The sequence below is a fragment of the Micromonospora sp. NPDC049240 genome (assembly GCF_040647835.1).
Taxonomy (GTDB): domain Bacteria; phylum Actinomycetota; class Actinomycetes; order Mycobacteriales; family Micromonosporaceae; genus Micromonospora.
In genome coordinates this window covers 177926-191911 of the sequence record NZ_JBEZCX010000014.1, presented here as the reverse complement: position 1 = coordinate 191911, position 13986 = coordinate 177926, and the positions used below count along the sequence as shown (strand labels likewise).

General features: G+C 75.1%; 18 protein-coding genes. 1 reads left to right on the top strand and 17 read right to left on the bottom strand.

The window, feature by feature from the left end:
- Positions 1–95: 95 nt before the first annotated feature.
- From AB0B02_RS22555 to hisD, 11 genes are all read right to left on the bottom strand, one after another.
- Positions 96–1097, bottom strand: coding sequence for an NADP-dependent oxidoreductase (locus tag AB0B02_RS22555; RefSeq protein ID WP_357303158.1), 1002 nt, complete (start codon positions 1095–1097; stop codon positions 96–98).
- Positions 1094–1519: an organic hydroperoxide resistance protein gene (locus AB0B02_RS22550; protein WP_357303155.1), complete on the bottom strand. Its 426-nt coding sequence runs from the start codon at positions 1517–1519 to the stop codon at positions 1094–1096. The genes AB0B02_RS22555 and AB0B02_RS22550 overlap by 4 nt, the downstream gene beginning before the upstream one ends.
- 2 nt (positions 1520–1521) lie before the next feature.
- Entirely contained in the window at positions 1522–1968 is a 447-nt protein-coding gene (locus AB0B02_RS22545) for a MarR family transcriptional regulator (protein ID WP_281936551.1), read from the bottom strand.
- A gap of 216 nt (positions 1969–2184) precedes the next feature.
- Positions 2185–2598 carry a RidA family protein gene (locus AB0B02_RS22540; protein ID WP_357303151.1) on the bottom strand — a complete coding sequence of 138 codons (414 nt, stop codon included), beginning with the start codon at positions 2596–2598 and terminating at the stop codon, positions 2185–2187.
- Positions 2595–3323, bottom strand: a complete 729-nt coding sequence (gene priA / locus AB0B02_RS22535; protein WP_357303148.1) for a bifunctional 1-(5-phosphoribosyl)-5-((5-phosphoribosylamino)methylideneamino)imidazole-4-carboxamide isomerase/phosphoribosylanthranilate isomerase PriA — start codon at positions 3321–3323, stop codon at positions 2595–2597. Before priA ends, AB0B02_RS22540 begins: the two co-directional genes overlap by 4 nt.
- A 19-nt stretch (positions 3324–3342) precedes the next feature.
- Positions 3343–3663 (bottom strand): hypothetical protein, encoded by a 321-nt coding sequence (locus AB0B02_RS22530; protein WP_281936557.1) that lies wholly within the window; start codon positions 3661–3663, stop codon positions 3343–3345.
- Positions 3656–4282, bottom strand: coding sequence for an imidazole glycerol phosphate synthase subunit HisH (hisH, locus tag AB0B02_RS22525; protein ID WP_281936559.1), 627 nt, complete (start codon positions 4280–4282; stop codon positions 3656–3658). The genes AB0B02_RS22530 and hisH overlap by 8 nt, the downstream gene beginning before the upstream one ends.
- Positions 4282–4449 carry a hypothetical protein gene (locus tag AB0B02_RS22520; RefSeq protein ID WP_199199777.1) on the bottom strand — a complete coding sequence of 56 codons (168 nt, stop codon included), beginning with the start codon at positions 4447–4449 and terminating at the stop codon, positions 4282–4284. The genes hisH and AB0B02_RS22520 overlap by 1 nt, the downstream gene beginning before the upstream one ends.
- Before the next feature lie 2 nt (positions 4450–4451).
- Positions 4452–5063, bottom strand: a complete 612-nt coding sequence (hisB, locus tag AB0B02_RS22515) for an imidazoleglycerol-phosphate dehydratase HisB (RefSeq protein WP_281936562.1) — start codon at positions 5061–5063, stop codon at positions 4452–4454.
- Complete coding sequence (locus AB0B02_RS22510) at positions 5060–6133, bottom strand: histidinol-phosphate transaminase (RefSeq protein ID WP_281936564.1); 1074 nt, start codon at positions 6131–6133, stop codon at positions 5060–5062. Before AB0B02_RS22510 ends, hisB begins: the two co-directional genes overlap by 4 nt.
- The gene (gene hisD / locus AB0B02_RS22505; RefSeq protein WP_357303142.1) at positions 6130–7452 is read right to left on the bottom strand and encodes a histidinol dehydrogenase; all 1323 of its coding nucleotides are present in this window, start codon (positions 7450–7452) and stop codon (positions 6130–6132) included. The genes AB0B02_RS22510 and hisD overlap by 4 nt, the downstream gene beginning before the upstream one ends.
- A 107-nt stretch (positions 7453–7559) precedes the next feature.
- Between hisD and AB0B02_RS22500 the strand changes: the two genes are divergently transcribed.
- On the top strand, positions 7560–8264 hold the full coding sequence (locus AB0B02_RS22500) for an LON peptidase substrate-binding domain-containing protein (protein WP_357303139.1): 705 nt from the start codon (positions 7560–7562) through the stop codon (positions 8262–8264).
- Here the strand turns inward: AB0B02_RS22500 and AB0B02_RS22495 are convergent.
- The 6 genes from AB0B02_RS22495 to AB0B02_RS22470 form a co-directional block, all read right to left on the bottom strand.
- Entirely contained in the window at positions 8230–9204 is a 975-nt protein-coding gene (locus tag AB0B02_RS22495) for a DUF2567 domain-containing protein (RefSeq protein ID WP_357303136.1), read from the bottom strand. The two genes, AB0B02_RS22500 and AB0B02_RS22495, sit on opposite strands and share 35 nt — an antisense overlap.
- Before the next feature lie 49 nt (positions 9205–9253).
- The gene (locus AB0B02_RS22490) at positions 9254–10840 is read right to left on the bottom strand and encodes an ATPase (protein ID WP_357303133.1); all 1587 of its coding nucleotides are present in this window, start codon (positions 10838–10840) and stop codon (positions 9254–9256) included.
- Between the two features lie 141 nt (positions 10841–10981).
- Complete coding sequence (locus AB0B02_RS22485; protein ID WP_357303130.1) at positions 10982–11839, bottom strand: hypothetical protein; 858 nt, start codon at positions 11837–11839, stop codon at positions 10982–10984.
- A gap of 2 nt (positions 11840–11841) precedes the next feature.
- Positions 11842–12786, bottom strand: a complete 945-nt coding sequence (locus AB0B02_RS22480) for an RluA family pseudouridine synthase (RefSeq protein ID WP_357303126.1) — start codon at positions 12784–12786, stop codon at positions 11842–11844.
- Positions 12783–13388 (bottom strand): signal peptidase II, encoded by a 606-nt coding sequence (lspA, locus tag AB0B02_RS22475; protein ID WP_281936577.1) that lies wholly within the window; start codon positions 13386–13388, stop codon positions 12783–12785. The genes AB0B02_RS22480 and lspA overlap by 4 nt, the downstream gene beginning before the upstream one ends.
- 70 nt (positions 13389–13458) lie before the next feature.
- Entirely contained in the window at positions 13459–13878 is a 420-nt protein-coding gene (locus tag AB0B02_RS22470; RefSeq protein WP_281936578.1) for a TraR/DksA C4-type zinc finger protein, read from the bottom strand.
- Positions 13879–13986 lie beyond the last annotated feature (108 nt).

Sequence of the window (13986 nt, the reverse complement as noted above, 5' to 3'; positions counted from 1 at the left end):
ACACCCCCCGGATCATCCGAACGACAGGGGCAGGAAGTCATACCGGGCCGGGCGACCGAGGGTCCCCGGCTGGGGACGATCAAAAAGGTAACGGGTCAGAGGCGGACGAGCATCTTGCCGAGGTTCTCGCCGCGCAGCAGGCCGAGGAAGGCGTCCGGGGCCTGCTCGATGCCGTCGACCACCGTCTCGTCGTACGACAGGCGACCCTCGCGCAGCCAGCCGGCCACCTCCTGCACGAACTGCTCGCGCAGGTGACCGTGGTCACCGACGAGGAAGCCGCGCAGCGTCAGCCGCTTGCCGATCACCAGCGCCAGGTTGCGCGGGGCGGCCGGCGGCTCGGCCGAGTTGTACTGGGCGATCATGCCGCAGATGGCGGCCCGGCCGTGCAGGTTCATCGCCCCGATCGCGGCCTCCAGGTGCTCCCCGCCGACGTTGTCGAAGTACACGTCGACACCGTCCGGGGCGGCGGCCTTGAGCTGCTCGTACACCGGCCCGTCGTGGTAGTCGAAGGCGGCGTCGAAGCCGAGCGCGGCGAGCCGCTCGACCTTCGCCCGGGAGCCGGCGCTGCCGATCACCCGGCCGGCGCCGCGCAGCTTCGCGATCTGCCCGACCATCGAGCCCACCGCGCCGGCCGCGCCGGAGACGAAGACCGTCTCCCCCGGCTTCATGGCGGCCACGTCGAGCAGCCCGGCGTACGCGGTCAGCCCGGTCATGCCGAGCACGCTCAGGTAGGCGCTGACCGGCGCGAGGCCGGCGTCGACCTTGCGGACGGCCGTCGCGTCGACAAGCGCGTACTCGCGCCAGCCCAGGCCGTGCAGCACGATGTCGCCGGGCTTGACGCCCGCGGCCTCGCCGGCCACCACCTCACCGATCGCGCCGCCGTCGAGCGGGGCGTCGAGCGCGAACGGCGGGACGTACGACTTGACGTCGTTCATCCGTCCCCGCATGTAGGGGTCGACGGACATGAACTGGTTGCGCACCACGACCTGACCCGGCCCCGGCGTCGGCACGTCGGTGGTGACCAGTTGGAAGTTGTCGGCGGTCGGCCAGCCCTCGGGGCGGGACGCCAGGTGGATCTCCCGGTTCACGCTGCTCACAGGGCCTCCCGGACGGTCAGCGCGACCTCGATGTTGCCGCGGGTCGCGTTCGAGTAGGGGCAGACCTGGTGGGCCGCCTCGACCAGCTTCTCGGCGGCCGACCGCTCGACGGCGGGCAGGTCCACGACCAGTGTCACGGTCAGGCCGTAGCCGCCGCTGCCGTTCGGGCCGATGCCCACCTCGGCCTCGACGACCGAGCCGGCGACGTCCGCCTTGGCCTGGCGGGCGACGATGCGCAGCGCGGAGTGGAAGCAGGCGGCGTAGCCGGCCGCGAAGAGCTGCTCGGGGTTGGCCGCGCCGCCGGCGCCGCCCATCTCCTTCGGCACCGCGAGGTTCAGGTCGACGGTGCCGTCGGAGGTGCGGACGTGGCCGTCGCGACCGTCGCCGGTGGCCTTGGCGGACGCGGTGTAGAGGACCTGCATTGTCACTGCTCCTTCTGTCGGTGGATCGTCTCGGTGACCCGGGTGAGCGTGTCGCGGAGATTGACCAGTTCGGCCGCCGTGAGGCCGGTGGCCACGGCCACCCGCATCGGCACGTCCGCCATCCGCTCCCGCAGCGCCCGGCCGCGATCGGTGAGGCCCACCTCGACCCGGCGCTCGTCGGCGGCCGAGCGGGTTCGCACCACCAGGCCGGCCCCCTCCAGCCGCTTGAGCAGCGGGGAGAGCGTGCCGGAGTCGAGCCGGAGCCGCGCGCCGAGCTCGGAGACCGTGGGGGCGTCGTCGTCGCGCTCCCAGAGCACCAGCAGCACCAGGTACTGCGGGTAGGTCAGGCCGTGCTCGTCGAGGATGGGCCGGTAGACGTCGGTCAGGGCGCGCGACGCCGCGTAGAGCGCGAAGCACACCTGCCGGCGCAGCACCAGATCATCGGTCACCCGTCGAACTGTAGCGCGCAATCAAGTTGTGCACAACCTATAGCCGCCGCTTCGGCGGAAGGACGAGCGAGCGGCCCTGCCAACTTGATGGCGTAAACGACTCAACGCGCCGGAGATCGGGCGCACAGGCGTTGACCCATCCACGCCATCAAGTTGGTAGCGCCTCACGACCTACCTCTCTCCGGGTCGGAGAGAGGTAGGGCCGGGCGGGCCGGCTCAGGGCCCGGGGACGTACGCCTCCAGCTCGATCTCGACCAGATGCTCCGGGTCGAGCAGACCGGCCACCACCACCATGGTGGCCACCGGACGAACCGGGCCGAACACCGCGTTGTGCGCCCGGCCCACCTCGTCGACGTAGAGCCGGTCGGTCACGTACATCCGGGTCCGGACCACGTCGGCCGGTTCCGCGCCCACCTCGGCCAGCGCGTCCAGGCCGATCCGGATCGCCTGCGCGGTCTGCGCCGCCGCGTCCCCCACGTGCGCCACCCGACCGTCCACCATGGAGGTGCAGCCGGCGGTGATCGCCAGCGAGCCGGCCCGGACCACCCGGGAGTAGCCGTAGAGCGCCTCCCACGGGCCGCCCGAGCCGAGCCGGGTCACCACCGGCGACCCGCCCACCTCGATCGTCACGCGCCGGCCCGCAGCGTGGCGAGCGCCTGGGCGACCGTGAACGCGCCGGCGTAGAGCGCCTTGCCGGCGATCACGCCCTCCACGCCGACCGGCTCCAGCGTGGCCAGCGCCCGCAGGTCGTCGAGCGTGGACACCCCGCCGGAGGCGATCACCGGCGCGTCGGTGCGGGCGCACACCTCGCGCAGCAGATCCAGGTTCGGCCCCCGCATGGTGCCGTCCTTGGTGATGTCGGTGACCACGTACCGCGCCGCGCCGGCCGCGTCCAGCCGGGCCAGCACGTCGTAGAGGTCACCGCCGTCGCGGGTCCAGCCCCGCGCCGAGAGGGTACGCCCGCGCACGTCCAGCCCGATCGCCACACGGTCCCCGTACTCGCCGCAGATCCGGTCGCACCACTCGGGATCCTCCAACGCGGCGGTGCCGATGTTGACCCGGGCCGCCCCGGTGCCCAGCGCCGCCCGCAACGACTCGTCGTCGCGGATCCCGCCGGACAGCTCCACCTTGACGTCGAGCTTGCCGACCACCTCGGCGAGCAGCGCCGCGTTGGAGCCCCGACCGAACGCCGCGTCCAGGTCGACCAGGTGGATCCACTCCGCGCCGTCGGACTGCCAGGCGAGCGCCGCCTCCAGCGGGTCGCCGTACGCGGTCTCGCTGCCGGCGGCGCCCTGCACGAGCCGGACGGCCTGGCCGTCGGCGACGTCCACGGCGGGCAACAGGTCAAGGCTCAACGGTTGTCTCCTCGCATCCTCAACGACGGTCCAACGCGATCACCACGATCGCCGGCAGGACCAGCAGCAACAACACGACCAACGCCAGACGCAGCGCGAGGTCGTCGACGAAACTCCAGATGCCGATCACCGCGACGGCGGTGAGCAGCACGATGGCCGCCCGCTCCCGCCGGCTGTGCCGGCGCAGCCGACCGGTGCGCCCCCGCCGCAGCCGGGGCGTCAGCCGACGTACCCAGGCCCGGCGCCGCTCCCGACGGGCCACCCGCCGGGCCCGGACGGCGCGTTCCCGCTCCTGCTCGGCCTCGCGGGCCGCCCGACGGCGGGCCCGCTCCTTACTCAACAGTGCCGAGCCAGTTGCGCAGGAGCGCCGCACCCGTGTCGGCCGACTTCTCCGGGTGGAACTGGGCGGCGGACAGCGCCCCCCGCTCCACCGCCGCGACGAAGTCGCCGCCGTGGTGCGCGGTGGTCACGACGGCGCCGGCGGCGGCGAGCGCGGCCGGGTCGGTGACCCCGTAGGAGTGCACGAAGTAGAACCGGGCGTCGGCCGGCAGGCCGGCGAAGAGCACCGACCCGACCGGCGGGCGCACCGTGTTCCAGCCCATGTGCGGCAGGCGCGGCGCGGGCAGCTTCGTCACCCCGCCGGGCAGCAGGCCCAGGCCCTTGGTCACGACGCCGTGCTCGTCGCCGTGCTCGAAGAGCACCTGCATGCCGACGCAGATGCCGAGCACCGGGCGGCCCGCCGCCACCCGCTCGGCGATCACCGGGCCGGCGCCGAGCGCCTCGATGCCCGCCATGCACGCGGCGTACGCGCCGACGCCCGGCACCACCAGGCCGTCGGCCCCGGCGGCGGCGGTCAGGTCGTCGGTCACGGTGACGTCCGCACCGGCCCGCTCCAGCGCGCGCTCGGCCGAACGCAGGTTGCCCGAGCCGTAGTCGAGCACCACCACCCGCCGGGCCATCAGCCCTCCCCGGGCAGCAGCCAGAGCAGCCCGCCGGCGGTGGCCAGCACGGCCAGCAGGCCGGTGACCACCACGGCGGCGCGGGCCGCGCCCTGCTTGTACAGCGACCACGTCCCGCCGACCAGCACCCCGGCCAGGATCAGCAGCAGCGTCGGCAACACCTTCATCGCTACAGGGCGCCCTTCGTGCTGGGCACCACGCCGGCGCTGCGCGGGTCGATCGCGGTCGCCTCACGCAGCGCCCGGGACACGGCCTTGAACTGGGCCTCGACCACGTGGTGCGCGTCCGGGTGGCCGCCGGGCCGGGCCGCCCGCAGCACGTCCACGTGCAGCGTGACCCGGGCCGACTGACCGAACGACTCCCAGATGTGCCGGGTCATGCTGGTCGGGTAGACCGGCCCGATGTACGGCGACAGCGCCGGCTCGTCGTGCACCACGTACGGCCGGCCGGACAGGTCGACCGCGGCCCGCACCAGCACCTCGTCCATCGGGACGGTGGCCGAGCCGTACCGCCGGATGCCGGCCTTGTCGCCCAGCGCCCGGTCGAACGCCGAGCCCAGCGCGAGCGCGGTGTCCTCCATGGTGTGGTGCGCGTCGATCTCCAGGTCGCCGACCGTGTGCACGGTCAGGTCGAAGCCGCCGTGCCGGGCGATCTGGTTCAGCATGTGGTCGTAGAAGCCGACGCCGGTCTCGATGTCGGCCTTGCCGGTGCCGTCGAGGTCGATCTCGACGAGCACCTTGGTCTCGTTGGTGACCCGCTCGATCCGGGCGGTGCGGTTCATGACAACTTCTCCATCGCGGACAGAAAGGCGTCGGTCTCGGCCGGGGTTCCGGCGGTGACCCGCAGCCAACCGGGCAGGCCGACGTCACGGACCAGCACGCCGGCGTCGAGCAGGGTACGCCAGGCGACGCCCTGGTCGCCGCCGACGTCGAACAGCACGAAGTTGGCGTCGCTGTCGGCCACCCGGCGCCCCCGCGCGCGCAGCTCGGCGACGATCCGGTCGCGCTGGACCATGATCGCGGAGACGGTGCCGAGCAACGCGTCCCGGTGCGCCAGCGCCGCCCGGGCGGCGGCCTGGGTGAGCGCGGAGAGGTGGTACGGCAGCCGGACCAGTTGCACCGCCGCCACCACCGCCGGGTCGGCGGCCAGGTAACCCAGCCGGCCGCCGGCGAACCCGAACGCCTTGCTCATGGTGCGGGTGACCACCAGCCGGGGGTGGCCGGGCAGCACGGCGAGCGCACTGACCGTGCCGGGCCGGGCGAACTCCGCGTACGCCTCGTCCACCACCACCATGCCGGGCGCCTCGGCCAGCACGGCGGCGACCACGGCCGGGTCGAGCGCGGTGCCGGTCGGGTTGTTCGGCGAGCAGAGGAACACCACGTCCGGGCGGTGCGCGCGAACCTGGTCGACCGCGTCGGCGGCGGTCAGCCCGAAGTCGGCGCCCCGGACGCCGGGGATCCACCGGGTGCCGGTGCCGAGCGCCAACAGCGGGTGCATCGAGTACGCCGGGGTGAAGCCGAGCGCGGTGCGCCCGGGGCCGCCGAACGCCTGGAGCAACTGCTGCTGGATCTCGTTCGAGCCGTTGGCCGCCCACACGTGGTCGGCGGTGAGGTCGTGGCCCAGGTACGCCGCCAGGTCGGCGCGGAGCGCCACCGCGTCCCGGTCCGGGTAGCGGTTGAGGTCACGCAGCTCGGCCGCGACCGCCTTGCCGATCGCCTCGACCACCGGCTCGGGCACCGGGTAGGAGTTCTCGTTGGTGTTCAGCCGCACCGGCACGTCGAGCTGCGGCGCGCCGTACGGGGAGCGTCCGCGCAGGTCGTCCCGAATCGGCAGGTCGTCGAGCGTGGTCACGAGTCGTCTCCGGGGAAGCGGACGCGGACCGCCTGGCCGTGCGCCGGCAGGTCCTCCACGCCGGCCAGCGTGACCACGTGCGGGGCCACCTCGCGCAGCGCCTGCTCGGTGTACTCCACCAGGTGGACGCCGCGCAGGAAGGACTGCACGGACAACCCGGAGGAGTGCCGGGCGCAGCCGCCGGTGGGCAGCACGTGGTTGGAGCCGGCGCAGTAGTCGCCGAGCGACACCGGCGACCAGGCGCCCACGAAGATCGCACCGGCGTTGCGCACCCGCAACGCCCACTCGCGGGCGTTCTCGGTCTGGATCTCCAGGTGCTCGGCCGCGTACGCGTCGACCACCCGCAGCCCGGCCGCCAGGTCGTCGACGAGGACCACGCCGCTCTGCTCGCCGCGCAGCGCGGTGCCGATCCGCTCGGCGTGCTTGGCCGCCGGCACCCGCCGGGCCAGCTCGGCGTCGACCGCGTCGGCCAGCTCGGTCGACGGCGTGACCAGCACGCTGGCTGCCAGCGGGTCGTGCTCGGCCTGGCTGATCAGGTCGGCGGCGACGTGCGCCGGGTCGGCGGTGTGGTCGGCCAGGACGGCGATCTCGGTCGGGCCGGCCTCGGCGTCGATGCCGACCACGCCGCGCAGCAGCCGCTTCGCGGCGGTGACCCAGATGTTGCCCGGCCCGGTGATCATGTCGACCGGGTCGCAGCGCTCGTCGCCGGCCGGGTCGACCGTCGCGCCGTACGCGAGCATGGCCACCGCCTGGGCGCCGCCGACCGCGTACACCTCGTCGACGCCGAGCAGCGCGCAGGCGGCGAGGACCCGCGGGTCGGGCAGGCCGTCGTTGTCCTTCTGCGGCGGACTCGCCACCACCAGCGAGCGCACCCCGGCCGCCTGGGCCGGGACCACGTTCATCACCACCGTCGACGGGTACATGGCCAGGCCGCCGGGGACGTAGAGGCCCACCCGGTCGACCGGCACCCACCGCTCGGTCACCGTGCCGCCGGGCACCACGGTCGTGGTGTGGTCGGTCCGGCGCTGGTCGGCGTGGACCTTGCGGGCCCGGGTGATCGACTCCAGCAGCGCGGCGCGGACCTGCGGGTCCAGCTCACCCTCGGCGGCGCGGATCACCTCGACCGGCACCCGCAGATGCTCCGGCGCGACGCCGTCGAACCGCTCGCTGGCCTCCCGGATCGCCGGGTAGCCATGCTCGCGGACCGCCTCGACGAGGGGGCGGATCCGCTCGACCGCGACGGAGACGTCGAGCTGGGCACGGGGCAGCAGGCGGCGCGGGTCGGGCACCCCGCCGCGCAGGTCGATCCGATTCAGCACACCTGCGAGTCTAGGCCGCCGCCGATCGGACCGGCCGGGGCCGCCCGCACGCCGGGACGGTGAGCCGGGACACCCAGGCCGGGCGTGGGGGAGCTACGCTCGATCACGTGAGCGCACGGCTGCCGGTGTTCCCGCTCGGGACCGTCCTCTTCCCCGGGCTGGTCCTTCCGCTGCACATCTTCGAGGAGCGCTACCGAGCCCTGGTCCGCCACCTGGTCGGGCTGCCAGAGGGCGCGCCACGCGAGTTCGGCGTGGTGGCGATCCAGGCCGGCTGGGAGGTCGCGCCGGCCGGGCCGCCGGGCCGCTCCGGGCTGGCCGGCGGCGAGATCACCCTGCACGAGGTGGGCTGCACGGCCGAGCTGCGGCAGGTCACCGAGCTGGCCGACGGCGGGTTCGACATCGTCACGGTGGGCCGGCGCCGGTTCCGCATCGCCGAGATCGACGACGACGCCGAGCCGTACCTCACCGCCGAGGTGGAGTGGCTCCCCGAGCCGGCCGGCCCGGACGAGGTGGCCGACGTGCTGGCGGCCCGGGTGATCTCGGTGTTCCGGAACTATCTCGGCCTGATCCGGCCGGACCAGGAGGAGATCTCCGAGCAGCTCCCGGAGGACCCGACCGTGCTGTCGCACCTGGTCGCGGCGACCGCCGCGCTGACCGTCGCCGACCGGCAGCGACTGCTCGCCATCGACGACACCCCCGGTCGGCTCCGCGCCGAGCTGCGCCTGCTCAACCGCGAGTCGGCGCTGCTGCGCCAGGTCCGGGCGGTGCCGGTGCCGCTCAGCGAGCTGGCGGGTCTTCCGGCGCCGAACTGAACCCCGGCGGGTCCGACCGGCCGCCGTCCCTCGGCCCCGGGCCGACCGGCCCGGGGCCAGCGCTCTCCGACGCCGCCGGCCACCCGCCGTCCGGGCCCGACGCCGCCGGCCACCCGCCGCCCGGGCCCGACGCCGCCGGCCACCCGCCGCCCGGGCCCGACGCCGCCGGCCACCCGCCGTCCGGGCCGGGCGGGGCCGGCCACGCACCGGGCTCCGGCTCGGGGCGCAGCGACGGCCATCGCGACCAGCCGGCCAGCAACGTGTACGTGACGGCCGCGCCGAACGCCGCGAGCAGCAGGTTGCCGTGCGGCAGGGGCAGCGGACCGAACCAGTCGACACCGCCGGCGCGCAGGTCGGCCGGCTTGGTGAAGTCGGTGCCCGGTGGCGCGGTGTCCAGCAGCCGCTGGAAGGTGCCCAGCCCGATCCGCCGGCCCACCTGCCAGGCCACCACCGCCGCGCCGAGGCCGCCCAGCGTCGCCGCGAGCAGGCCGGCCGGGCCGCGCCGTCGGCGCAGCAGCACCCACAGCGCGATGGCGGAGAGGACCCCGAAGCCGAGCGCGAGCAGGCTGAACCAGCCGTCGGCCGCGATCGGTTGCTCCGGCTGCGGGACCGCGTACACCGCGCCGTCCGGCGTCTGCCGCACCGGCGTGCCCGGCGCGGCCCACGCCCACAGCAGACCCAGCGGCACCCCGAGCGCGGTGAGCAGCGCCGCCACGCCGAGGACCGTCGCCACCGGCCGGCCGCCGTCGCGGCGCGCGCCGGGCAGCTCCTGGACGACGTCCGGATGGCCGGCGAGCGGGGCCGCGCCGGGCGCGGTGACCGGGGTGCCGGCGGGCACCGGAAGGCCACCGGGCCAGCCGGACGGCTGCTCGGCGGGCGGCTGCTCCGCGGCGCCGGGACGGTCGGCGGTCCGCTCGGGGTCAGGGGTGTCCGGGCTCACCCGGTGATCCTCTCAGGCCCGGGCACGGCGTGGGGCGGTGGTCGGGCGCTCAGCGCGCGAACGGCTCCACCATCACCGCCGCCGCCTTCAGCCAGGCGTGCCGGGTCTCGGCCTGGAGCTGGTGGTACTCGATCGAGGAGCCGGTCTCCAGCGCCGGGTCGTAGGGCACCACGGTGACCGCCCGGGTACGGGTGGCGAAGTGCCGTTCCAGGTCGTCCTGGAGCGAGGTGCGCCCCGGCGTCGGGCAGGAGATCAACGTGACCGCGTTGTCGGCCAGCTCGCCCATGCCCACCTCGTGCAGCAGATCGAGCATCCAGTCCGCGCTGAAGGCGGCGTCCTCACGCGGCACGGTGGTCACCACGAGCTGGTCGGCGGCCTGCATGACGGTGCGCCAGTTCGGACTCTCCACGTTGTTGCCGGTGTCCACGCAGACCACCTCGTGGGTGCGGCGCAGCAGCTCCAGCACCCGCCTGACGGTGAACTGGTCGAGTCGCTGGGCGAAGCGCGGGCTCTCCTCGCCGGCCAGCACGTCGTACGAGCCGTCGGCGGCGTGCCGCAGGTAGTCGTCGAGGTGGGACAGCAGGGTGTCGCCGTCGAGGATCTCGATCTGCGCGAGATCGTGGACCAGGTGGCGGATGGTGCGGGCGTGTCGGGCGCTGCCGGCCCGCAGGCCCAACGTGCCCCGCAGCTCGTTGTCGTCCCAGGCGAGCACCCCGCGCCCGCGCACGCTGCCCACGGTCGCGGCGGCGAGCACGGTGGCGGTGGTCTTGTGCACCCCGCCCTTGGGGTTGGCGAACGCGAGCACCCGGGGGGTGCCCAGCTCGCGGCGGAGCACACCGGTGGCCCGTTCCAGCTCGGCGTCCGGCGCCGGGGCGCGCCACCGCGCCGGGGCCGCCTCGATCCGGCCCGGCCGTGCCTCGACCGGCCGGCGCGGGGTGGGCACGACGGGTGGTTCCGGCGGCGGCGGGATGCCGGGCCGGTACCGGCCGCGGTCCAGCAACGCGTAACGGGACTCCGCGGGCGGCGGTGCGGGACGATAGCCGCCGTCGAGCAGGGAGTATCGCGACTCGACAGGCGCCTCGGCCCGCCCGCGCGGCTCCGGCTCGGCCCGCCAGGACGGCTCGACCGGCGGCTCCGCGGGGTACGACGGCTCGGGTCGCCAGGACGGCTCCGCGCGCGGCTCGACCGGGGACTCCGTGGCGTAGGACGGGTCGACGCGCCAGGACGGCTCGCGCGGCTCCGGGGCGTAGGAGGGCTCGGCCCGCCAGGACGGCTCGGCCACCGGCTCCGGATCGGTGCGGTACGCCGGTTCCGCCCGGTACGCCGGCTCGCCGTCGAGTCGCGGGTCGGCGCGGAAGGCCGGGTCCACCCGGAACGTGGCCTCGGCCCGGTAGCCGGGCTCGGCGGCGTACGACCCGTCGGCGGCGCGACCGACGGCGGCGGCGCGGCCGGTCCAGCCGGTGCCCGCGCCACGGCGCGGCAGCGCTTCGGGGGGCGGCGGCACGGATTCCTCGGCGTGCCGGTCGGCGTCGGCGTGCTCCGCGCCGCGACCGCCGAGCCGGGCCCGGTCGAGCAGCGCCCGCCACCGCGGTGCCGGCTCACCCTGCCGACCCCAGCCGGTCTCGCTGCCGTCCAAGGATTCGCCCTCCCCCAGCCCATCGATCTGACGCCTGACAGGCTACGAACGAAACCCTATTCGGACCACTCCCCGCGCCGCACATCGCCCGGTGGCTCTGCTCACCGTGGCACCCGGCGGACCGGCGCGCATCCGGGCGTCTCAGGAGGTGGGAGTGGCATTGGCCGGAGCGGAGCCGGGGACCGGCGACCGACCGGCCGGTGAAGGTCCGCTCACTGTCGGTGCGGCTTCCGACGAATCGCCCATTCCGCCGTCCCCGGTCGGGCCGGTGTCGGCCGGTGGCCGGGCCACGTCCCGCTGCTCGGGCAGCGGCGGGGTGAACACGGTCCGGTCCAACCGGGTCACCTCCGGCGCCGGATCCACCACCCGTACGCCGGGACGGTCGGCGAGCGCGCGCAGCGCGTCCGGCGCGGCCCGGACCACCGCGGCGTAGACACAGGCGCACCCGGCCCGGTAGCCGGCCGCCTCCCGGGCCGCGACCGCCGCGCCGGTGTCGTACTCCCGACGCAGCCCGGGATCGGCGGTGGCCGCCGGGGCGGCGGCGCGGGCCCGGTAGTCGGCGGCCTCCCGGTCCTTGCGTGCGGCGACCCCGGCCATCCCGCCGACCACGTCGTCGGGCAGCCGCAGCGCGGCGATCCGGACGATCTCGGTCTGCCGGCCGGGCAGCGGCACGCGCGCGATCACCGCCGAGACCGGCGTCCCGGCCAACGCGGTCGCCACCCGGGCTGGCGTCAGGTAGGCGGCGAACGTGACGAGCGCCCAGCCGTCCGGCGCGTCCAGCCGGGCCAGCTCCGCGCCGGCGGCCCGCTGGTACGCCGGAACGGACCCGCCGGCGGCCACCCCGACGCGGGTCACCTCGCCGACCGTGCGGTCACCGACCGGCCGGTCCCGCCGCTGCGCGACGGCCACCACCAGCACCAGCAGCGCGCAGCCGAGCGCGAGCCAGGTGAGCGCCGCGGCACGCGCGCGGCGCGGCGGCGCGGTGTCGTCGTCGTCCACGGTCAGTCGCGCAGGATCTCCAGCGCCCGGGCCAGGTCGTCCGGGTAGTCGCTGACGAACGTGACCTCGTCGCCGGTGCGCGGGTGCCGGAAACTCAGCGAGCGGGCGTGCAGCCACTGCCGGGACAGCTTGAGCCGGGCCGACAGGGTCGGGTCCGCGCCGTAGGTCAGGTCGCCCACGCAGGGATGCCGCAGGGTGGAGAAGTGCACCCGGATCTGGTGCGTACGCCCGGTCTCCAGCCGCACGTCGAGCAGGCTGGCCGAGGGGAACGCCTCCAGCGTGTCGTAGTGCGTGATGCTCGGCTTGCCGCCGGAGACCACCGCCCAGCGGTAGTCGTGGTGCGGGTGCCTGTCGATCGGCGCGTCGATGGTGCCGCGCAGCGGGTCCGGGTGGCCCTGCACCACGGCGTGGTAACGCTTCTCCACCTCGCGCTCCTTGAAGGCGCGCTTCAACGCGGTGTAGGCCAGCTCGCTCTTGGCCACCGCCATGATCCCGGTGGTGCCCACGTCGAGCCGGTGCACCACGCCCTGCCGTTCGGCGGCGCCGCTGGTGGAGATGCGGTGGCCGATGCCGGCCAGCCCGCCGATCACGGTCGGGCCGGTCCAGCCGGGGCTCGGGTGCGCGGCCACCCCGACCGGCTTGTCGACCACCACGATGTCGTCGTCGGCGTAGACCACGGTCAGGCCGGGCACCGCCTGCGGCACCACGGTCGGCGGGGCGGCCGGCGCGGGCAGCGTGACCTCCAGCCAGGCGCCGGCCTTCACCTTGTGCGAGTTGGCCCGGGCCACGCCGTCGACGAGCGCGTCCCCGGCGTCCACGAGCGCCGCCGCGGCGGTGCGGGACAGCCCGAACAGCCGGGACACGGCCTGGTCCAGCCGCATGCCGTCGAGCCCGTCCGGGACCGGCAGGGAGCGGTGGTCGCCACCGGTGGCGTACGCGGCGGTCACGCGCGCTCCTTCTCGTCGGCCCGGGTGTCGTCGGTGGTGGGTTTCGCGCCGGCCCGGGAGCCGTCGCGCTGCCGGCCGGTCAGCTCCAGGAAGACCGCCAGCACCACGCCGCAGACCAGCGAGCTGTCGGCCAGGTTGAACACCGGGTAGTGCTCGCCGTACGGGCCGAACAGGCTGATCATGTCGACCACGTGGCCGACGAAGTGCCCCGGCGCCCGGAAGATCCGGTCGGTGAGGTTGCCCAGCGCCCCGCCCAGCACCAGGCCCAGCGACACCGCCCACGGCAGTGAGCGCAGCCGCAGCGCCATCCAGCCGATCCACCCGATCACCGCGAACGTGATCAGCGGGAAGATCCAGGTGTGGTCCGCGCCGATGCTCCAGGCGGCCCCGCTGTTGCGGGTGAGGGTGAAGTAGACGGCGCCGCCGAGCACCGACAGCGGCTCCTCCCGGCCGGGCAGCTCGCTGAGCGCGAGCTGCTTCGTGCCCAGGTCCGCAAGAAGCGAGAAAAGGGCGACGCCGAGCAGCAGGCCGACCGCCGTGCGGCGGGGCGCGCCGGCCCCCGACTCGGTGGTGCCGGACCCGGCGGGCGGTGCTGCGGTCATCTGCTCCCCATCGACGTTCGCGACGGTGGCGGTCACCGTCTGCGGTTCGGCCGCCGGGGAGCGGACGACGTCAGCGCCGCTCCGCCAGCTGCTTGCAGCTCACGCAGAGGGTGGCCGACGGGAACGCGGCGAGCCGCTCCACCGGGATCGGGTTGCCGCACCGCTCGCACCAGCCGTAGCCACCCTCGTCGAGCCGCTCCAACGCGCGCTCGACCTGCGTGATCCGCTCCTTGATGCTGTTGGCGAGAGAGATCTCCTGCTCACGCTCGAACGTCTTGGTGCCGGTGTCGGCCTGGTCGTCCCCGGCCGAGTCGGTCAGCCGGTCGCGCTGCAGCTCGGTGATCTCGCTCAGCGTCTGATCGTACTCGGCGTTGAGCTCGTCCCGCCGCGCCGCCAGCGCGGCCCGGATCTTCTCGGTCTCCGTCGCGCTGCGGGTGGCCTTCGCCACCGGCTTGCGACCGGCGGTCCTGGTGTCGGCTGGCTTCGCCATCGTCAGCTCCCTCAGCCGCAGTGGCGCGGCGGTCAGCGGTACGTGGGCAGGGGGCACCGGCGCGTCCCCCGCGAACGGAACGGGGCACACGGCGCCCCGCCGTGCACT

What these genes read in the sequence shown, in the direction of transcription:
- AB0B02_RS22550 (WP_357303155.1), bottom strand. Translation starts at nt 1,519, where the DNA reads ATGCAGGTCCTCTACACCGCGTCCGCCAAGGCCACCGGCGACGGTCGC.
- hisH (WP_281936559.1), bottom strand. Translation starts at nt 4,282, where the DNA reads ATGGCCCGGCGGGTGGTGGTGCTCGACTACGGCTCGGGCAACCTGCGT.
- AB0B02_RS22520 (WP_199199777.1), bottom strand. Translation starts at nt 4,449, where the DNA reads ATGAAGGTGTTGCCGACGCTGCTGCTGATCCTGGCCGGGGTGCTGGTC.
- hisB (WP_281936562.1), bottom strand. Translation starts at nt 5,063, where the DNA reads ATGAACCGCACCGCCCGGATCGAGCGGGTCACCAACGAGACCAAGGTG.
- lspA (WP_281936577.1), bottom strand. Translation starts at nt 13,388, where the DNA reads ATGACCGCAGCACCGCCCGCCGGGTCCGGCACCACCGAGTCGGGGGCC.
- AB0B02_RS22470 (WP_281936578.1), bottom strand. Translation starts at nt 13,878, where the DNA reads ATGGCGAAGCCAGCCGACACCAGGACCGCCGGTCGCAAGCCGGTGGCG.